General features: G+C 54.1%; 19 protein-coding genes. 13 read left to right on the top strand and 6 right to left on the bottom strand.

Going from position 1 to position 20629, the window contains the following annotated elements:
* Positions 1-16 precede the first annotated feature (16 nt).
* The 10 genes from F1379_RS11720 to F1379_RS11675 all read left to right on the top strand — a co-directional run bounded on the left by F1379_RS11720 (position 17) and on the right by F1379_RS11675 (position 10437).
* On the top strand, positions 17-1150 hold the full coding sequence (locus tag F1379_RS11720) for a CgeB family protein (RefSeq protein WP_150269690.1): 1134 nt from the start codon (positions 17-19) through the stop codon (positions 1148-1150).
* A gap of 444 nt (positions 1151-1594) precedes the next feature.
* Positions 1595-3196 (top strand): glycosyltransferase family 4 protein, encoded by a 1602-nt coding sequence (locus tag F1379_RS11715; protein ID WP_162551133.1) that lies wholly within the window; start codon positions 1595-1597, stop codon positions 3194-3196.
* Between the two features lie 161 nt (positions 3197-3357).
* Positions 3358-4452, top strand: coding sequence for a non-hydrolyzing UDP-N-acetylglucosamine 2-epimerase (wecB, locus tag F1379_RS11710; RefSeq protein WP_150269685.1), 1095 nt, complete (start codon positions 3358-3360; stop codon positions 4450-4452).
* On the top strand, positions 4442-5428 hold the full coding sequence (locus tag F1379_RS11705; protein ID WP_150269683.1) for a polysaccharide biosynthesis protein: 987 nt from the start codon (positions 4442-4444) through the stop codon (positions 5426-5428). Before wecB ends, F1379_RS11705 begins: the two co-directional genes overlap by 11 nt.
* Entirely contained in the window at positions 5425-6264 is an 840-nt protein-coding gene (locus tag F1379_RS11700) for a dTDP-4-dehydrorhamnose reductase family protein (protein WP_150269681.1), read from the top strand. Before F1379_RS11705 ends, F1379_RS11700 begins: the two co-directional genes overlap by 4 nt.
* Positions 6261-7229, top strand: coding sequence for an NAD-dependent epimerase/dehydratase family protein (locus F1379_RS11695; RefSeq protein WP_150269678.1), 969 nt, complete (start codon positions 6261-6263; stop codon positions 7227-7229). The genes F1379_RS11700 and F1379_RS11695 overlap by 4 nt, the downstream gene beginning before the upstream one ends.
* Entirely contained in the window at positions 7226-7942 is a 717-nt protein-coding gene (locus F1379_RS11690; RefSeq protein ID WP_150269676.1) for a glycosyltransferase, read from the top strand. The genes F1379_RS11695 and F1379_RS11690 overlap by 4 nt, the downstream gene beginning before the upstream one ends.
* A gap of 135 nt (positions 7943-8077) precedes the next feature.
* Entirely contained in the window at positions 8078-8653 is a 576-nt protein-coding gene (locus tag F1379_RS11685; RefSeq protein WP_150269674.1) for a class I SAM-dependent methyltransferase, read from the top strand.
* A 27-nt stretch (positions 8654-8680) separates the two neighbouring features.
* A complete protein-coding gene (locus F1379_RS11680) occupies positions 8681-9403 on the top strand; it encodes a glycosyltransferase family 2 protein (RefSeq protein ID WP_150269672.1) in 723 nt (240 codons plus the stop codon).
* Positions 9400-10437, top strand: coding sequence for a glycosyltransferase family 4 protein (locus tag F1379_RS11675; RefSeq protein ID WP_150269670.1), 1038 nt, complete (start codon positions 9400-9402; stop codon positions 10435-10437). Before F1379_RS11680 ends, F1379_RS11675 begins: the two co-directional genes overlap by 4 nt.
* Before the next feature lie 71 nt (positions 10438-10508).
* Here F1379_RS11675 and F1379_RS11670 read toward each other — a convergent pair whose 3' ends face one another.
* Positions 10509-11582 (bottom strand): glycosyltransferase family 4 protein, encoded by a 1074-nt coding sequence (locus F1379_RS11670; RefSeq protein ID WP_150269667.1) that lies wholly within the window; start codon positions 11580-11582, stop codon positions 10509-10511.
* Between the two features lie 209 nt (positions 11583-11791).
* Between F1379_RS11670 and F1379_RS11665 the strand changes: the two genes are divergently transcribed.
* The gene (locus F1379_RS11665; protein WP_162551132.1) at positions 11792-12727 is read left to right on the top strand and encodes a YhcN/YlaJ family sporulation lipoprotein; all 936 of its coding nucleotides are present in this window, start codon (positions 11792-11794) and stop codon (positions 12725-12727) included.
* Between the two features lie 142 nt (positions 12728-12869).
* Here F1379_RS11665 and nagA read toward each other — a convergent pair whose 3' ends face one another.
* From nagA to F1379_RS11650, 3 genes are read right to left on the bottom strand one after another with little or no spacing between them, the layout of a single operon-like run.
* Complete coding sequence (gene nagA / locus F1379_RS11660; protein ID WP_150269663.1) at positions 12870-14072, bottom strand: N-acetylglucosamine-6-phosphate deacetylase; 1203 nt, start codon at positions 14070-14072, stop codon at positions 12870-12872.
* Positions 14060-14788: a glucosamine-6-phosphate deaminase gene (gene nagB, locus F1379_RS11655; protein ID WP_150269661.1), complete on the bottom strand. Its 729-nt coding sequence runs from the start codon at positions 14786-14788 to the stop codon at positions 14060-14062. The genes nagA and nagB overlap by 13 nt, the downstream gene beginning before the upstream one ends.
* A complete protein-coding gene (locus tag F1379_RS11650; RefSeq protein ID WP_150269658.1) occupies positions 14785-15735 on the bottom strand; it encodes a MurR/RpiR family transcriptional regulator in 951 nt (316 codons plus the stop codon). Before F1379_RS11650 ends, nagB begins: the two co-directional genes overlap by 4 nt.
* Before the next feature lie 379 nt (positions 15736-16114).
* Between F1379_RS11650 and F1379_RS11645 the strand changes: the two genes are divergently transcribed.
* Complete coding sequence (locus F1379_RS11645; RefSeq protein WP_150269656.1) at positions 16115-16309, top strand: helix-turn-helix domain-containing protein; 195 nt, start codon at positions 16115-16117, stop codon at positions 16307-16309.
* Between the two features lie 123 nt (positions 16310-16432).
* On the opposite strand, the gene F1379_RS11640 is transcribed toward F1379_RS11645, so the two are convergent.
* Positions 16433-18169: an ATP-binding protein gene (locus F1379_RS11640; protein WP_150269653.1), complete on the bottom strand. Its 1737-nt coding sequence runs from the start codon at positions 18167-18169 to the stop codon at positions 16433-16435.
* Positions 18144-19256 (bottom strand): SIR2 family protein, encoded by a 1113-nt coding sequence (locus F1379_RS11635; RefSeq protein WP_150269651.1) that lies wholly within the window; start codon positions 19254-19256, stop codon positions 18144-18146. Before F1379_RS11635 ends, F1379_RS11640 begins: the two co-directional genes overlap by 26 nt.
* A 298-nt stretch (positions 19257-19554) precedes the next feature.
* Between F1379_RS11635 and F1379_RS11630 the strand changes: the two genes are divergently transcribed.
* Positions 19555-20550, top strand: coding sequence for a restriction endonuclease (locus tag F1379_RS11630; protein ID WP_150269649.1), 996 nt, complete (start codon positions 19555-19557; stop codon positions 20548-20550).
* Positions 20551-20629: the final 79 nt, after the last annotated feature.

Genomic DNA, 20629 nt, shown 5'->3' with positions numbered 1-20629 from the left:
GAAGGAGCGAATTCTCATGGATAATCATTTTATTATGCCCGCGCCGCCCATTCTGCGGTCGCCTGCGGAAGAAGAGAAGCTGCGTGGACGCCTGACCGGATTTAAGGTCGGGTACGACGAAGGCTATTTGCGGGGAAGACTCGCCGTCCTCGACGGCCGTCCGGAAGAGCCGCTGCCGGTCCGCGACATTCATATCTTGTACGTGGCCTCGGGAAAAGGCTACCCGTACTCGCCGCTGGATGACGCCGTCATCTGCGCGCTGCAAAAGCTGGCCACCCGCGTCACCATTACCGATGTGCGCCAGAACCTGGTGGACCTGGCGATCACCCATTCCCCTGATCTGGTGCTGGTGCTGGATGGCCTTGATTTGCCGCTGGACCAGGTTGCGCTGCTGCGCAGCAGGGGTCACAAGACAGCCATCTGGCTGACGGACGATCCTTACTACACCGATTTCACGATGAAAATCGTCACCCATTACGACTATGTGTTCACACTTGAGCTGAATTGTGTGGAAATTTACCGCGGCCTTGGCTGCCAGAAGGTACACTACTTGCCTTTCGCCGCTCACAGGGAGCACTACCGCCCGACGATCACGCATTCCCCGATTCACCGCGACGTGAGCTTCATCGGCTCCGCCTACTGGAACCGGGTTGCCTTCTTCCGGGAAATTATGCCTGATTTGATGAGCTACAACACGGTTATCAACGGCATCTGGTGGGACCGTCTGCCCGAAGCTCCGCTCTATGGCGAGCGGATCGAAATCGGCAGATGGATGACGCCGCAGGAGACGGCGATCGCCTATAGCGGATCGAAGATTGTCATCAATCTCCACCGCTCCCATATCGACGAAGTGGTGAACAACAACGCACTGTCCATTCCCGCATCCTCGCCGAACCCCCGTACCTTTGAGATTGCGGCCAGCGGCACGCTGCAGCTCAGCGATGCCCGGAATGACCTTGGTTCCTTCTACAAGGTGGGAGAGGAGATCGACACCTTCACGACTCCGCTGGAGCTGATGGAGAAGATCCGCTTCTATCTGACCCATGAGGAGGAGCGGCGGGAGATGGCGCTGCGCGCCTTTGAACGGACGCTGAAGGACCACACCTATCTGAAGCGTGTCAACCAGCTGCTGACGATCATTTACAACTGAGCGTGTAGCACCGGCAGGCCGAATTTGTGCGGATAACGGGGGGACAGCTGTCGTGCCGGTAACTGTCCCCCCTCAATATACTGGAGTACCGGGCTTGGCGTTAGCCCGCAGGCCCTTGCTCCGGCTGGGCCGGGGCGGCGGACCGGAGCAAGTTTTACTGTGAAGATGTTCTTGTAGCTTATGCTCCGTAAAACTAAGCCTATGCTTTCGAAGCGAGTTTTACTGTGAAGATGTTCATGTAGCTTATGCTCCGTAAAACTAAGCCTATGCTTTCGAAGCAAGTTTTACTGTGAAGATGTTCTTGTAGCTTATGCTCCGTAAAACTAAGCCTATGCTTTCGAAGCGAGTTTTACTGCGAAGATGTTCTTGTAGCTTATGCTCCGTAAAACTTTCAGGGAGGTGAATGGTCGCTCGAGGCCCCTTGCCAGGGAGCGCCGAACCACCATGGCCGACAAAGCTACAATCGTCCTCTTTTCCCATGTCTCCAACACACGCAGCATCACGGGGGCGGAAAAGCTGCTGCTGTTCTTCGCACGGGAGCTTTCCCCTTATTTTGATTGCATTCTCGTTGCGCCCCAGGACGGCAAGCTGACCCGCCAGGCTAGAGCAGCCGGTCTTCAGGTGCAGCTGCTGCCGATACCGCTCGTCTACGGAATGTACACCCCTTATGCCGGTCTGGAAGCGGACATCCGTAAATTTCAGGAAAGCAAGGAATACCTTGAAATGACAGACTGGCTGGCTGGTGTGCGTCCCGCTTTTATTATCTGCAGCACATGTGTGCATGCACTGCCGGCTCTGGCAGCAAAATCGCTGAAAATTCCGGTAATCTGGAAAATATCGGAGACTATTGTAGGCAATGATTACACCCATCTCAGCACGGATTTGATCAACCGCAACAGTGATGAGATTCTGGCTATTTCGCATACGGCCGCGGCTTGCTTCCCGGAGTACATCCGCGAAGGCAAGGTCACCCAGCTTCCCCCCTCCTGGGATGACAAGGATTTGCTGGTTGAAGCCTGGAGCAAGCTGCGGGGCGACCGCCGGCGCGAACTGCATGTAGCTCCGGAGGAGCCGCTGATCGGTTATATTTCGTCCTTCATCAATAAGGAGAAGGGGCTGGAGCATTTCGTCAAAATGGCGGTCCTCGTCTCCGCACACCACCCGGGCGCCAAGTTTCTGGTCATCGGCACACCGGGCGACAAAAATTATTACGACCGCTGCCAGCGCAAGGTGAAGCTGGAAGGGCTAAGCGGAAAGTTTCATTTTGTCGGATATGAGGAGAGTCTGCCTGCCGCATATTGCGCGATGGATCTGCTGGTGGTTCCCAGCCTGATCCGCGAGGGCTTCGGCATGACGGCTCTGGAAGGCTTCGCCTTCGGCAAGCCTGTCGTCGCCTATGATTCCGGCGGGCTGCAGGAAATCCTGGTTGCCGCCGGCTGCGCCGAGCAGCTCGCGCCGGCGGCGGATATCGCCGCGCTGGCGGAGCGGGTGAACGCGCTGCTGGCGGAGCCGGGGCTCGCGGGCATGGTCGGGTCGCAGGCGCGGGAGCGCATCGCCGGGCTGTACGGGCCGGAGGCTTACCGCGCGCGCCTGCTCGGGCTTGCGGAGCGCTGGAGCCTCCGGTACTGCATCGTACCGGAGGTGCCGCAGGCGGCTCCGGCTCCGGTGCAGCTGGAGCTGGCGCCGCCTCCATATGCGGCGCCGGCAGAGCCCGCGCCCCCGGCGCCTGCGGAGCCGGAGGTCCCTGCCGCTGCCCCGGCACCGGAGCCCGCCGGTGCCGCAGCAGCCCCCGGCGGCGCCGAGCCCGCCGCCGTGCCGCCCCCGCCGCCAGCGCCCCCGCCGGGGCGGCGGCCGAAGCTGCGCCGCGCCCTGCGGCTGCGGCGCCTGAAGCTCCGGCGCGGCAAGCTGCGCCGGAGCAAGGCCCGGGCGCTCCGGCGCGGGCGCCCGAACCACAAGCGGCGGGCGCGCGAGGTGCGCCGCCGGCCGAAGCCGCGCCGCAGCGGGCGCAAGCGGCGCGGTGGAAGGCGGCGCCGCAAGGCGGGCTAGCGCCCGCGGCCGGCCTTTCCCGGCGGGGCAGCTGTGCGCCCCGCCGGGAAGGGAAGCTGCTGTGCGCAGGTCGCCCGCGAGCTGCCGCATAGGCGTAACTGCCCGTCCGCAGTCTGCTGCGGGCGGCAGGCCATCAATACAACAAGCAGGGGAGTGAAAGCATGAAGATCATGACGATACTCGGCACGCGGCCTGAAATTATCCGCCTGAGCGTCATCATTCCGCTGCTGGATCAGCATGCGGAGCGGCATGTGCTGGTGCATACCGGGCAGAACTTCACCGCCAGCCTCAGCGGCATTTTCTTCGCCGAGCTGGGGCTCCGGGCGCCGGATTATGTGCTGCAGGATAAGCAGGCGGGTCTTGGCGGGCAATTGGCTGCCATGTTCGGCGGTCTGGAAGGCATCCTCCTGAAGGAACAGCCGGACCGGATTCTGCTGCTCGGCGATACCAACAGTGCACTATGCGCCGTTCTGGCCGAGCGGATGGGGATTCCGGTCGTGCATATGGAGGCGGGCAACCGCTGCTACGATTTAAAGGTGCCCGAAGAGAAAAACCGCCGTGTCATCGACGCCGTTTCCACCATTAATATGCCATATACACAGCAGAGCAAGAGACATCTGCTCAGCGAGGGCTTCCCGAGCCAGCGCATCGTGCTGACCGGCAATCCGATTTACGAGGTCATGAACCATTATGAAGCGCAAATCGCCGCCAGCGACATTCTGGAGCGCCTGGAGCTGGGCGAGGGAAACTACTTCCTGGTTACGGCCCACCGTGCGGAGAATGTCGATGACCAGGACTCGCTGCTGCAGATTATGTCGGGCCTGAACAAGGTGGCGGAATACTCCGGACTCCGCCTGATCTGCAGCATTCATCCCCGCACCCGCTCCAAACTCAGTGAGCAATTACCGCTGAGCATGCATCCGCTGGTGGAATTTCACGAGCCCTTCGGATTCTTCGATTTCGTCCGTCTGGAGCGGCACGCCCTGTGCGCCATCACCGACAGCGGTACTGTTCAGGAAGAGTGCTGCCTGATGGGAGTGCCCACCGTGACGATCCGCCGGACGACCGAACGTCCGGAGACGGTGGATTGCGGCAGCAATGTCGTATCGGGAGTAGAGCAAGGCAGCATACTCCGCTGTGTCAAGCTGATGACGTCGGTAGGCCGGGAGTGGGAGGCACCGGAAGGCTACAAAGCCCCGGATGTCTCAGCAAAGGTAGTAAAATTTCTGCTTGGAGGGAACCTGCATGTTCAATAATAAACGGATTTTGGTCACAGGGGGCACCGGTTCCTGGGGGCATGAACTCATCCGGCAGCTGCTGCCGCAGAATCCTCAAGAAATTATCGTCTTCTCCCGCAGCGAGTCAGCCCAGGTGGCGATGAGCCGCGAATTCGAGGATAACCGGCTCAGCTTCGTGATCGGCGACATCCGCGATAAAGAAGCGCTGGTCGCTGCATGCCGCGGTGTGGACTACGTCTTCCATCTGGCTGCGCTGAAGCATGTGCCGGTCTGCGAAGATCAGCCGTATGAAGCGCTCAAGACCAATGTCGTCGGCACACAAAATGTGATTGAGGCGGCAATTGCGAACAATGTCGAGAAGGCGATCTACATCTCTACCGACAAGGCCGCGAATCCTTCCAACTTCTACGGCATGACCAAAGCCATCGGCGAGAAGCTGTTCGTCTACGCCAACCTGCTGGGCAGCCGCACCCGCTTCGTGACCGTACGCGGCGGCAATGTGCTCGGCACCAACGGCAGTGTGGTGCACCTGTTCATGAAGCAGATCCGCGACAAGGGCCAGGTGCGCATTACGGATATGAAGATGACGCGGTTCTTCTTCACCCTGCGCGATGCGATCACACTGCTCTTCAAGGCCTCCGAAGTAAGCCTGGGCGGGGAAATCTTCGTGATGACCATGCCGACCTGCCGTATCGTCGACCTGGCCGAGGTGCTGATCGAGGCTTCAGGCAGAGAGAATGTCAGCATCGTGGAGACGGGAATCCGTCCCGGGGAGAAAATTCACGAAATCCTGATGAGCGATTTCGAGAGCCTGACCACCGTGGTTTACGATGAACAGTACCTCGTTATCCTGCCGACACTGGATATGCCGGAGCTGCGGGACCACTACAAGGGCTATCCTCATGTATCCTTCAACAGCTTCAGCTCCGAGAATAATCTGATGGATCAGGAGGAGATCAAGGACATCCTGATCCGGGGAGGGTTCCTGAAGTGAAGCTGCTCATTCTCGGCGGAAACGGTATGGCGGGTCATATGCTGGCGGCTTACTTCCGCCGCCAGGGCAAGCATCACGTCTTCCACACCACCCGGGATAAGAGCGATCTTGGCGGGCTGTATGTGGATGCCGATGATATTGCCGGTGTGGAGAAGCTGGTAGAAATCGTTTCACCCCATGTCATCATCAATGCGCTGGGCGTGCTGAACCACTTCGCCGAGCGCGACCGGATCGGCGCGTATCATGTCAACGGCTTTCTGCCCCACCGGCTGCGCCGTGTGGCGGATGCTGTGCATGCCCGGCTGATTCATATCAGTACCGACTGCGTGTTCGAAGGAACACGCGGCGGTTACACTGAAGCGGACACCCCTGATGGAACTTCCGTGTATGCCATCACCAAGAGTCTTGGCGAGGTACGGGCACCCGGGCATGTGACCGTACGCACCTCCATTATCGGCCCGGAAATCCGCACGGGCGGCATCGGTCTGATGGAATGGTTTCTGTCTCAGAAGGGTCCCGTATCCGGCTACGAACGGGTCATGTGGAACGGCGTCACCACCCTGGAGCTGGCCAAGACCGTCGAGCGCCTGCTGGACCCGGAAATTTCCGGTCTGATCCATCTGGCGCATCCCGAGCCGCTCAGTAAATACGAATTGCTCCGGCATATGCAATATGCCTTTCATAAAACGGATGTTGAAATTATTCCAGAAGCGGAGCATGTGCAGGACCGTACCCTGGTAAGCACCAGGGCGGATGTCCGGTTCAAGCTGCCCTCCTATCCCGAAATGCTGACCGAGCTGGCGGAATGGATGAGAGATTCCGGGATGTCCACATGAGCGGGCGGAAGGTGCTCATTACCGGCGCCGCAGGCTTTACCGGCCGGCACGCCGTCCGTTATTTCCATGCAGCCGGTGCCGAAGTTACTGCCGTCGTGCGCCGGCTGCCTGAAGATCCGGACATCTTTGCCCCGGAAGTTGCGAAATATGTCTGCGACCTCAGCGACCAGGGGGCGGTACACGCAATGATTGAGGCAGTCCGTCCGGAGGAGGTATTGCATCTGGCCGGCCGCAATTCGGTACCGGAATCCTGGCGCGATCCGCTGCTTTATATGGAAACCAATGTTATGGCTACCCTGTATCTGCTTGAGGCACTCCGGAGCCAGCCGGCCGGCCGCATTCTGGTGGCCGGTTCCCGGCTTAAATACCGGCCGGGTGCGGAGGAAGGCCCGCCCCATCCGTACAGCCTGAGCAAAACGCTGGAGGAACTGGTCTCGCTGGCCTGGGGCACCTTGTTCAAGCAGCCGGTGCTGCTCGCCGAGCCGTGCAATCTGATCGGCCCCGGCCCTTCCACCGGCTTCTGCTCCCTGCTGGCCCGACACATCGTGCGCACGGAGACAGCGGAGTCCGAAGCGGAGCTGCAGCCGTTCCGGCTATCCTCCCGGCTGGCGCAGCGGGATTTCCTCGACGTACGCGATGCCGTCAGGGCCTATGATGTCATTCTCCGCAAGGGAGACACAGGCGTCGTATACCGGATCGATTCCGGGGCGCCGCACCGGCTGGGAGATATTGCGGCGGAGCTGCTGGCACATACATCCGCCGCAGTTCCGATGGACTGGGGACCGGAGGACAGCAGCCCGGATCATGATTCCGCCGTTTCCGCAGTCTCCGGCCGTGAGGATACCGCTTATCCGGCTGAGCACAGCGCAGCCGTGCTGGGCTGGAAGCCGGAGATTCCGCTGGTGCAGTCGCTCGCCGACATCCTGGATCATTACCGAGGCGCTGGGAAGGAAGGTTTAGTATGAGGCCGAAAGTATCCGTGATTATCCCGTTCTACAATTGCCCCTATATTGAGCAGGCGCTGCAAAGCGCCTTGGCTCAATCCTGGCCGGCCCATGAGATCATTGTTGTCGACGACGGCTCATGGCAGCATGTGGACCGGATTGTTCCCTATCTCTCCCGAATCCATTATCTGGGCAAAGCCAACGGGGGGACGGCAACGGCGCTCAATCACGCCATCCGCCACGCCTCCGGGGATTATATCGCTTGGCTCAGCTCGGACGATATGTTCTATTTCGACAAACTGAGCAATCAGGTCGCTTTTATGGAAGAGCACCGGCTTATGATCAGCTATACCAACTTCAATTTCATCAATAGCCAGTCCCAGGTAACAGAAATGAACGCTTCGCCGGCTTTTCCGAATATGCTGGAATATCTGCGGTGTTTCCTGCAGGGCAATCCCATCAACGGCTGTACGGTAATGTTCCGCACAGAAGTATTCGGCGCCATCGGGCTGTTCGACGAATCGCTGCCGTACACCCATGATTATGACCTCTGGTTCCGGGCGATTCTGAACGGATATGCTCCGGTGATGCTGAACCAGTCCTTAACTGCCTACCGCAGACATGAGGGGATGGGAACGCTCAAGCATTACGATGTAATTATGGCGGAGGCTGCTGCGACCAACGCCCGTTATCACACTGCGCTTCGTAATCTGATTGCCTCAATGGGCGGATAACAGAACCTGCGGCCTCCGCTTGATCCATCAGAAAGTATCTGCCCTGGCCCCCGCAAAGTACCGGGTCGGCATTCATGGGAAAGGCATCGCTTTGCGGGGGATTGTGACTTCATTCGGGTGTGGGAGGAATAGCGTATGTACCGGGAAATTGCAGTAAAAGATTTCATGCCACTCTTGCTGGAGCAACTGAAATTCGCCGACAGCATTCTGGACGTCGGCAGCGGCACCGGTACGCTGCTGGAACGCTATGAAGCCGGCGTCGTCCTTGGCCTGGAGATCCACAGACCCTATTTACAGCACCGCAAGTATACGGCGCCGCATATCATACCGGTACATGCCGACGCCAACCATATTGATAAGCTGTTCCTGCCGGGTACATTCTCGGCGGTCACACTGATCGATTCGATTGAGCATTTCACGATGCGGGAGGGGGCAGAGCTGCTGCGTAAAGCGGAGATCATCGCCTCTAGCCGTGTTGTGGTGTTTACACCGCGCGGATTCTTCCCTCAGGAGGGGAAGGATCATTTTCATTTGCACGGCGAGTTTTATCAGAGGCACTGCAGCGGCTGGGAGCCGGAGGATTTCCTGCAGCGGGGGTATGCTGTCACGGTCCTGAAGGGATACCATCATGCGGAGAACCCGGCCTTCCGGGAGGCGTTCGGTCCGGACCATCCGCCGCTCGATGCCTTGCTTGCCTGCAAAACGGTATAACTTACTCTCGGGAAAGGAGGTGGACGCATGGTTCAGCAGCCTAAGGTTTCCGTCGTAATTCCTTTTTACAATTGCTCCTATGTAGACTTGGCCGTAGAGAGCGTGCTTGCCCAGACCTATCCCCATATTGAAATTATTGTGGCCGATGACGGCTCGACCCAGTATGCCGATAAGCTGGCGCCTTACAGAGACCGGATCATCTATGTGCGCAAGGCCAACGGCGGAACCGGCTCGGCGCTCAATATGGGCGTCCGTGTGGCAAGCGGAGCCTATTTTGCCTGGTTAAGCGCAGATGACCTGTTTCACCCGGATAAAATTGCGCGTCAGATGGAATGTCTGCGGAATACGGGAACGACCTTTAATCATACGGCCTATTATTACATTAATGAGAACGGCGAACGGGTGTCTGAGCGAATCAGCGTCCCTTTCCGCAGCAGAAGTGAGCTCATTGAGACGATGATGCAGGGCTGTCCGGTCAATGGAAGCTCCGTTCTGATGGATATGAATATTTTTCACAGAGTCGGTCTCTTCAACGAACACTTCCTGTACACGCAGGATTACGATATGTGGCTGCGGATTTTACCCCATTACCACTGGTCTTATATTGAAGAGCCGCTGCTGGATTACCGGGTGCATCAGCAAATGGGCTCAGTCATTCACAATGCCGCGCAGAACAAGGAGATCAGTGTTGTGCAATCCAGACATGCCGGCGTTCTCGCTCAGCTGCTGAGAAAGGAGAGAGGGCAATGAGAGTGACATTCCCCATCCTGACGCTTTCGCGGGGAGGCGCTCAGCGCATGCTGGCCGAATTGGCCAACCGGCTGTTCAAGATCGGCCATGAGGTGACTGTGGTTCTGCCTGCCGGAGCGATTGTGGAGTATGCATTGGAGTGTCCGGTTGTCTTTTCAACTGGAGAAGAACTGTCGGAGGTTGATTTTCCTTACGCGGACATCATTGTCTCGAATTACTATACAACCGTACCCGTGGCCCAGCGGGCCAGCGAACAGGGGAAGGGGATTCATGTGCGGCTGGCTTTATGCTATGAGCCGACCTTTCTCCCCGATAACAACCAGTCCTATGCGTCGTACCATATGGTCAAACACCTGATGGTGCTGTCCCGCTGGCAGCAGGAGACGGTCCGACTCAACCACGGAATCAAGGGGAGAATTATTCCGATCGGCGTCAACGCCGATTTTCATAATATGCATCTGCGCGAACAGGTCCGCAGTCCGGTGGTATCGGCCATCATGCGCAAGCCGGAAGGGGGATTCTCCGGGCACCGGGAACAGGACTATCTCATGGAGCAGCTTGGCATCGTTAAAGCGCTGCATCCCGAAGTGAGTATCTTTCTGCTTACACCTCCGGGGGAATTCGCCACTTCGGCTGCGCTGCAGGCGCTGCGGTCCGATCCGCGCTTTCAGGTGCGCACGCCCTCGGGAGATGAGGAGCTGTGCTACCATTATAATGAAGCAGATATTTTTGTCAGCTCCAGTACCTATGACACCGGTTCTTTGCCGGGACTGGAGGCGATGCGCTGCGGCGCGGCGCTTGCCACACTCTATTCCGGGGGCAATCTGGAATACTGCAGACACGGCCAGAACTGCCTGATGTCCTACCGCCACGAGAACCGGCTGGCCGAAGATATCGTGAGGCTGGTCCGGGATAAAGACCTGCGGGTCCGGCTGGCACGGCAGGGCGAGAGCGATTCAGCCCGCTATACGTGGGAGCGCAGCATGCAGCTGTTTCAGAGCGAGTTGTTTGAAATTGTTTCAAAGCAAGCGTAATCCGGCAAGCATACCACAAAGAACCCTCGGAATCCCGCCTGCCGGCGGGCCCCGAGGGTTCTTTGCCGTGACTAGAAGATGGAGAAGGAATTCATCATTTCGCGGAACTGCGCAGCATAACGCTCCGAGCCGAAGCGTGCAATCATCAGCTCCCGGCCCTGCTCGCGGATCAGGCTGCGCAGCGGAAGGTTGTTCATCAGCTCCAGTCCCTCGCCTACGGCTGCTTCAATGTTGCCTAGGGGGTAGAACTTGCCGGATACATTATGTTCGATGAAGGAACGGACTCCGTCGGAATCGGTGCTCAGGACAGGACAGGTGCAGCAAATCGCCTCGGCGACGGCATAGCCGAAGCCTTCCGTAATTGAGGTGGACACCATAAAGCCTCCCGACCCGGCAATCGAGGAATAGTAGATTGGCATCACATGGTTGGGAATATTGGTGAACACACTCAGACGGTCGGCGAGCCCCAGCTCATGCAGCTCCTTGTGAAACAGCGCCTTCTGCTCCTCGGTGGCAAGCTCCGGATCATGAAACATCCAGAGATGAAGATCCGGCTTGTGGCGGCGGATTTCGTAAGCGATCTTGAGGTACTCACTCCAGTTCTTGTTGGTCTCCAGCCTTCCGACCCAGGCTATTACCGGATCGCACGGCGGTTCGCCGGGGATGAACCGGAAGGAGTTGACGTCAACAATATTGGGAATAATGTAACGGTGCATCCATGGACAAATAGTAATGTACAGTTCCAGCAAGTGATTGGTCGGAGGCATCAATACTGCGTTGCAGTAGGCGCGGAGATAGGGAACGGATTCAATGATGATATTTTGCGCGTCCTCCCGTTTGCCGAGACCCTGCGATTCATAAATGAGAATGCCGCCGTACCCGAGCTTACGCAGCCTTTCGAGCATCAAATAATCGGAGGTAACGACAATAGCGTCATAGGCATAAGCTTTCAGCATTGCCCGGATCTCTTCATCGCGGTTGGTAATAAACACAGGGAAAGACGTAATGTTCTGGTTGCCTGTGGCCGGCGGGAAAATATATAGTACATGACATTCGATTCCGCTGCGCTGCAGGCTCTCGCACCGCAGGTTATTCAGTGTCTCCACCCCGCCGCTGGGTACATAAAACGTAAATAAAACCCTCATGCTCACCCTCCTGACTTTACTCTGCGGAGAATACACCGGCATATCGCAGAATTGCGGCTTGCTGTTAATAGCATACGCGACTGTGACTGCGCATGTGACGATGCGGCGCTCACTGTGCCAAATCCTTTCTGCATAGCGCGGGCCGACAACGGTCAAGCTAAAGATTGTTAAAGCTGCATTCATTATAGAAGCAAATGGAGGATGTAATCATGGTGCGATCAAGAAGAATCACCCTGCCGCTCTCGGCGGCGCTGCTGCTGGGACTGGCCGGACTTACCGGCTGCGGCACGAACCAGGCGGCGGACGGAACGGTGCAGACGAACAATGTGCGCAATACACGCGAAGCCGGAGAGGGGCATATCAACACCAATGCTAACCGGGGCGGGACCATGGCCAACTCATACGAGAATATGGAGAGCAATGAAGCTTTGGCTGACCGCGTCGCCGCCCTGCCTGAGGTCAGAACTGCCAATGTCATGCTTGTCGGTAAAAACGCCTATGTAGCAGTTTCTCTGGAGAATGCCAGAGGCGGGATGCAGGCGCAGAGCATGGGCGGAACACGGCCTTACGGCATCGGTGATACCGACAATGATGGCCTGAGCGGCTCGGGCCGGCCGATGGGCGGCATAAACGGGCGGACGGATGCCCTCGGTAGAGGCATGGAGGCAGGAGTTCCGGGCAGAACTGGAACCGGAGGCTCCACGAACGGCATACGCAGCGGTCAGACCGGCACGGGTACGGTAGGCGGAACCGGGATGACGCAGCCGGAGCTGTATACCGGTAACGGGGGCAACGGTATCTTCACGCGTGGCAATAATATGGTCGACGGGACACAAATGAAGCGTGATATTGATGACAGTATGGGCCGGGATGCCGGAAGCCGGGGAATTGCTCCGTATTCCTATAACGCGACCTCGGATACTGACGCCAATGATGTCACTCAGGATATCAAGAACAAGGTTGCCGATGTGGTAAGACAGCATCACAACGGCATCGATAACGTGTATGTATCGGCCAATCCCGACTTTGTAGAACGGGCCAACTATTACGCCGAAGAATTCCGTGCCGGCCGTCCGCTCAAGGGCTTCGCCCGTGAGTTCGGAACGATGGTGGAGCGCATCTTCCCGACACGCAGCGGATATTAAGAGCAAATGCGCATCTGGGTTGCCGTAGCGTGGAAGCGATTCAGGCACTTTGCGGAGACCCAACGTATAATTTAGAAGTATGTTAACAAAAGAAACGCAGCCGCTTGTCGATTCAGGCGGCTGCGTTTCTTTTATTTTAAGTCTATTCAAAGCTGATTCTGCGTCCGCCGATCCAAACGCCGTCCAGGTTGAGCTGCTCGTCGAGCATGAGGATATCTCCGCGTTTCCCTGCTTCCAGGGAGCCGATAAGCTGCTCCATCCCCAGCGTTGCCGCCGGTGTCAGGCTTGCGGCGCGGGAGGCCTCCTCCAGCGTAAAGCCCGCCTTCTCGATTAAATAGCGGAAGCCTCTGATCATGGTCAGCGTGCTCCCGGCCAGCGCGTCCGGGTTATCTCTCAGGGTAGCGATACCTCCCTTGACCGTTACGGGTAAATCACCGATGGCGTAATCGCCGTCGTCAAGTCCCGCCGCCGACATTGCGTCCGTAATAAGCAGCAGCTGGCCGCGCTTGAGCCGGGAGACGATCGCAATGGCTGCCGGGTGAACATGAATGCCGTCGGCTATGATCTCTGCGCGGATCCGTTCATCGTACAGAACGGCGCCAGCCGCGCCTGGCTTGCGGTGATGCAGGGGCGTCATGGCATTGAACGTATGCACGGCCTGATTCAGTCCGGCTTCCGCGGCGGCGGTCACCTCTTCGAAGGTGGCGTCGGTATGGCCGAGCGCCGCCGTTATGCCGCTCTTGCGCAGCCACGCAATGGCCTCCAGGGCATGCTCGCGTTCGGGCGCCAGCGTCACCTGGCGGATCATCCCCGGATACCGGGCTTCCCAGTTCTCCAGCCAGGCCACGTTCGCCGGAACGATATGCTCCGGATTCTGCGCGCCCGGCCATTTCGGGCTGATAAACGGCCCTTCGAGGTGCACACCGGCCAGCTGCGCGTAAGGCATGGAAGCAGACCGGTAGTCAGCCACCTCCTGCAGCACGCGGTCGATGTCGGCTTTGGCTGCGGTCATCGTCGTCGCCAGCATGGTCGTTGTTCCGTGCGACGCATGGCAGCGGGTAATGGCGTCCAGGCCGCTGCGGTCACTGTACATGAAATCATAACCGGCTCCCCCGTGTACATGGACATCCACAAAGCCTGGAATATACAGGCCTTCGGGCGTATCGCCGGCTGAAGGCCAATCTGCGAAGGCGCCGGGAAGGTCTGCCGATTCTCCGGCATAATGGATCATCTGCTCCGAAACGGCGATGACTCCGTGTGAGATCAGCCCGGAAGGAGTCAGGACTTTGCCGTACAGGAGGCTGCCGGAAGCCTCAGTGTCAGTTGGCCGGATTATCGTATCCATTTGGCGGCTCCTTCATCCAGCAGAACGACCACGTTCGGGTGGCTCTGCAGCAGAGAAGCGGGGCATTGGGTCGTAATCGGCCCCTGCAGGGCGTTCTTGACCGCTTCGGCCTTGGCTTCGCCGCGCACCAGCAGCACGATCTGCCGCGCCTTCAGAATTCCGCCGATGCCCATCGTTACCGCCTGATGCGGAACATCCTCCGGCCGTTCGAAGAATCTGGCATTCGCTTCGCGCGTCTCCGGCAAGAGCTTCACCACATGCGTGCCGCTGGTCAGGCTGGCGTCCGGTTCGTTGAAGCCGATATGGCCGTTGCTGCCGATGCCCAGCAGCTGCAGGTCGACCGGCCCTTCTTCCTCCAGCATCCGGTCATAAGCGCTGCATTCTGCGGCGAGATCGGCGGCATCGCCCCGTGGCACATGGGTCCGGCTGAGCCCGATATCAATATGGCGGAACAGATGCTCGTTCATGAAGCTGCGATAGCTCTGCGGGTGGTCTGCCGGCAGCCCGACATATTCATCGAGATTGAAGGTGGTGGCTTTGGCGAAGCTGACCATGCCTTTGCGGTGCATTTCGGCAAGCTTGCCGTATACGCCGAGCGGCGAGCTTCCGGTAGCGAGACCCAGCACCGCCTTGGGGCTGGATTGCAGCAGGCTGGCGATCAGATTGGCTCCGGTCTGGGCGAAATCATCTTCATTGCGAAACGTCAGAACGTTCATGTATGGTCCTCCTTTTGTTCATTAAAGGGTGTCTCCGCCTTGCGGCCTTTCCGGGCTTGAAGCGGCAGGGCGGCATCCGGCGGGGCGGCCTTGTGGCGGTATTGCTGCACATTGCGGTAGGACTGCTCAAGCTTGGGAATAAAATCTTTAAACCGGGTGCTGACCATACCGGTGAACAAAATATCGACGATATGCAGCTGCGCGATCCGCGAAGCCATATCTCCCCGGCGCATCCCCTGCTCCAGTGAGGAGGAGAACAGCGGGATATCGGCGAGTGAAGCCAGGGTGCTGCTGCCATAAGAGGTCAGCGAGATGGTGGTTGCACCGCTCCTCCCGGCGCAGATCAGTGCATCGACCGTCTCCGGCGTTTCGCCGGAGTAAGAGACAGCAAACGCGACATCGCCTGCGGCGAGCGAGGAGGCTGAAGTGATCTGCATATGGGAGTCGGCGAACGCGGTACAATTGACGCCGATGCGCACAAGCTTCTGGTAGAAATCCTGGGCAACGATGGAGGACGTAGCCATCCCGTACAGATCGACCCGGCGCGCCCGGCAGAGGACGTCGATGGCAGCCTGCAGCCGCTCCAGATCAAGGAGAGAGGTGGTGTCCCGGATAGAGGCCAGATGATTCGCCTGCATCGCCTCTACAATGACCTGCAGCGGATTGCCGGCGACGATATCCTGGTAAGAGGAGCCCTCTGCTACGGAAGCATCGCCGTGGGCGATTTCGGCAGCCAGCTTGACCTTGAAATCGGGAAAGCCCCTGAAATGCAGCAGCTTGCAGAAGCGCGTCACAGCCGCGGGACTCACCCGGCACTGTTCGGCCAGCTCTGTAATTCCCATATGGACAATCTCGCCCGGGGAAGCGAGAATGCGTTCCGCGAGCTTCCGTTCGGTGGGCGACCATTTTGCCTGATTTTGCTCAAGGGCATGGAGAATTGGAGACATGGAAGTCAGCTTCTTTCATTTAAAAATGTGAAGTTGGGTGAAGGTGTGTAGTCGGAATATTGGAAATGTAAACACCGGGACGACTCTCTTTTAAAAATATATTTCATTTATATATTAATAAATAGGAAAATTATTTTCATACTCAGCATAAATCAAAACGCTCCCGGCTGCAAGACGGAGTTTTTGTTTTCTTAGTTGTATTTGAGTCGGTAGGAAACGGTGTTCCGTCGCTGGGAGCACCTCTCGCTCTCAGCCCCTGGCATCCGCCCATTTTAGGGCAGCAACCGCACAAATGATGTTCACAATACATAGTATGTTTTGACTGTATCCCTTTACCTTGTTATACCAAACAAACCCGAGCAAGGAGGGGTGACACCACATGAAGGGAAACGAACACCACAGCAAATTTCTGCTGACCCATCGCGAACGGGAAGTATTCGAGCTTCTCGTCCAGGACAAAACAACGCGCGATATCGCCGGCCTGCTGTTTATCAGCGAAAAGACGGTACGAAACCACATCTCCAATGAAATGTGGTTTGAAATACATCCTGTGATGAACGTTGGGAAGGCCTGATTTAGTTGGTTAATTAGTGAGTAACCATGGATATCAGGGATGTAGTAAGGGGAGAGAGGAAGCAGTTGCCAAGTTTTATTTGACAACTGCTAATTGTGTGAAATGACAGAGGATAAAGACGCCTTAGTCTTGAGTACTGTTCTGCCTTCTTAAATTTTGAACTGCCAGAGCAAGATTTTGTTTTTTGTCAGCTTCGCTCCACTCGTCCCAGAACTTTACTGAACCAGAGTTAGGTTGATATTCTGGTTTCTGAATTTTTATTCTGCTAGGCAATAAACAAGAATCTCCTACAACAATTGCTTCTCCAATTCCTAGTGTCGGGAGTTGGTCTTGAATGCCGCCAAGGTTTTCTGGAAGCAAGTTCGCGACTGCACTTTTATCAGACTGATTCGACAACCGCAGTGCAACGACATTATTACATTGACTCATTATCGTAGTGTTCAGTTCAGAAGGACGCTGACTAATAATGAGTAAGCTAACTCCATACTTTCGTCCTTCCTTGGCAATCCGTTCAAAATGCGTCAATGCCCGTACTTCAGCTGCATCAGCTGCCATACGGTTAGGCAAATACAAATGTGCTTCATCACAGACAAGCGCAATTGGATGTCTCGAGCTACTAGCCGACCATTGCTGAACTTGAAAAACTAGACGAGCTACTAAACTAAGTACGATTGGTAATATATCCGAAGGAACTTCGCTAAAATCAATTATTTTCACACCAGGAGTATGATTATCATTTGCTTTCATTAACTTTTCAACCAAATAGTCAAGGTAATTCACAGCAAGCTGTTCTTGTTTTAAAGCAAACAAAAATCCGTGTCTTCGATCACTTCGCTTAGATTGAAGTCGAGGTAAAAAGCGATTGAACTTTCCGTTGAAAGGACCATTGACTGGTCCATTTTTACCTTGAACTTTTTGCTCATTTAATTCAGTGATTGCATTCACTACATCATCTAAGCTATATGGAACGGGACTGTCGATTGTAAAAGTGTCAAGTTCTTTTTGCATACCTTCACTTTCTAGGATATCCTTTTTAGCACTTATTACTGCGTTGCTAAAAGCCATCGACTGATTTGGGGCATTTTCATCACTTCTGTCTAATATAAGAGCGAGCATATCTTCATAGCCCAGCAGCCAGTAGGGTAGGAAAAGCACATCCTCTTTCGGAATATCTAAGTCTCCTGGTCCCGCAATTCGATAACGAGTGATGTTAGGGTGAGCAGCCAAAGGTTCGTATTCTCCGTGCAAATCAAAAATAATCATGTTGGAATCTTTAAGACCAGCTACTTGCTCAATAATTCTGGCTACAGTCCACGATTTTCCTGAGCCTGTAGATCCAACGACCATGGCATGTCTTTGGAAAAAAGCGTTTCCGTCCAGTAAAGCGTGAGCATTAGCCGCCATTGTATATGCACCTAATGATAATGGGGTTTTCGATTTGGCGGTTTCATCTGCAATTAAGCCAGTGAATAGTGTCATATAATCGCCAAATAACAAAAAACAGTCTGCTCCAATTTCAGGGAGGTTTTCGACCGCCCGCGTAAATGACGGTCGTTCTCTTCCTGCACGTGGTCCTTTTAGAGTGCCTAGAGCAGTGATGGTAACATCATTGTTGACATTATTACCGTCTGTTGGAAAATGCTCATCTTGCTCATATTCGAGGCGAACCACTCGCTCAATGCGTCCGACCAAACGGGTGTTTGGATCAGAAGTATTCATGATAACATAGCCGTTCACATTGATTTTTCGAAGTTGATCTTCACTAGAAGTTGAAACATTTACACGATAGCTATCGACTTTGTTCACATATCCTACAAAATGGTCATTATTGATATTAAATAGATCTAGGTGTTGCTGCATACGATTCAGCCCCCCAAGCTTGATTTAAAAGTTCAGTAAACATCCAATGATTCGGTTCTTGCAGGATAAAGGGTTCAAATTTATCACTGATAATCTCGCTGTAATCCCCCACTTTTTGAACTGCTACGAAATTTTTTATTGCCCCTTTTTCAATCAACGCTTTTGCAGTAGTAGATAGTTCCATAGCTAATATAATTTTGGGGATAGAGTCATTTCGCAATAGCGGTTCAAAGCTACCTTGAATGTGCAAATCATTAAAACCAAATCCTAGGAACATCAGAGCATTACATCCACTCAATGCCTGCTTCATTTCAGAAAGTATCGTATAATATGGCTCCATGTGTGTCTCAAGATATTTCCCTGTTCCAGGGGTTACAATTGTTGGCGTAAGTCGAACCTGTTCTAGAAGTGGTATTAAATGTGTACCGACTCCTGGCACCTTCATAACGTCACCATTAGGAATTTTAAACCAACTCAGCGATCCATGGGGCTTATAAATTCGCAAATGAGGATGGGTGATATTATTCAGGTTCTTACCAGTTTTTACGGTCCGAATCATTTGCTCATTCAACTTGTCTATTGAGAGAGGAGAGCCGATTGACCCTTCGTTAAATCCATCCCAGATTCTCCAACCCGCTTTTGATGATGACCATTCGATTAAGTGATCATAATTTGTCGTTATTATGTGAATGACTTTCGTGTTGGAAGTTATGTATTTTAAAAAGTATCGAACAAATCCTGTCGGATCAGCATTGGTTGAAATATCCAGCAGCAATTTTTGCTCATCTGTTGAAATGCAACACCAAGTGTGTAGAATGATTTCTTGCAGAAGTTTATTGCTAACGGCCTCCCCCGAATTCTGAAGCACCTCCTCGAGACCTAAACCAATTGCTAGTTTGGATTTGATCTCAAACCATATGGTTCTTTCATTTTCATTCAATTTGTCCACTTGAACATTTGCTGATAAATAACTAGCCAGTTTTCCCATTCCTGAAATTCCAGCACCTGCAGATATACCACTTCCAACGATGAGTACAGGGTTTAATTTGAAAGTCTGATCAATAAAATCAGAATATTTATTTCTCATAGCAGTTCCCCTTGAGTTTACGACAAAAATTACCAGTCGTTCTAATAATCAAAAAGTTCGACATTTCTCACGAAAAACCTGCTGTATTACGGAGAATATTTGAATAAATGGAACCCTGTTGTTGGTTGAACTACTACTGTATTTGCAAATACTTTAGTTCTTTAACAAGGAACTCAGAGCTATACAGTAATCAATCGAAGTTTTAAAGCTAAGATTAAACAGGACTTATTATACATAGTGTAGAAATATTAAATGTTATAGTGGGATTTTCGTACGCGATAATTAGGAGGACAAGCGAGTGTCTAAATGGTGGATGGTTCGTGCAGGGGATAACAATGAACTAATACCCAAATGGGAATCAAAGAATGTTGTGTCAATCGGTTGGAATCAGTTGGGTGACCCAAAATCATATACATCAAGAGATGCCATGATACAAAAGGCCCACAAGGTTTATCATGAATCGAAACCTGGTTCCAGAATTCAATGGGCAAGTCAAGTTTGGAAGTTCAGTCGTGATATTAAAATTGGGGACCGAATCGTAACTTACACTAAGGACACTCGTGAATATTTAGTTGGGACTGTCACAAAGTCACATGACTATAATGAATCTGTTATAAGCGATTACTACCCGAACGTTATTAGTGTTAAATGGGAGGATAAGCGTGTTTCTCGTGATCTGCTATCGCAAGGAGCAAAGAATTCACTCGGGGGTATTTCTACTGTATTTCGTATCGATGATTGGGGAATGGAATTCAACAATCTGCTATTAGGTAATACATCTACATCTCATGATATAACCGATGATGGACAAGATGCTGAAACGAATAATGCTGAAGAATTCATTCAACAAGCAAAAACATTGATGGAAGATGCAATTGATAAGCTAGATCCTTGGCAAATGCAGGATCTAGTGGGTGGCCTATTATCAGCTATGGGATACCAAGTTAAGGTGAGTCCTAAAGGACCAGATGGTGGCGTCGATATCCTTGCTCATCGTGATGCATTTGGATTTGAGAAGCCAATCATTAAGGTGCAAGTGAAACATCGTAATTCTGCAAGTAATGGGGCTGAAATCCAACAATTACTTGGTACCACTCCTATGGATGCTAGTAGCATCTTCGTTTCGACTGGTGGGTATACTTCATCGGCAAGAACAGTGGCACAACAGAATGGCGTTAAACTGCTTGATCTTAGTGAATTAGTACAATTAATTTGTGAATGGTACGAAAAACTTCCAATTATTTCTCAACAATTAATCCCTTTACAGAAAATATATGTGCCTCTGAAGGTATAGTTTATCCATAATACAGAAAGCAAAAACAGCCTCATTCGGTATCAAGCCGAACGAGGCTGTTTCATTTATATGAAATTAT

Source organism: Paenibacillus tepidiphilus, assembly GCF_008635795.1.
Lineage (GTDB): Bacteria > Bacillota > Bacilli > Paenibacillales > Paenibacillaceae > Paenibacillus_AQ > Paenibacillus_AQ tepidiphilus.
This window is presented reverse-complemented; position numbering and strand designations above follow the sequence as displayed.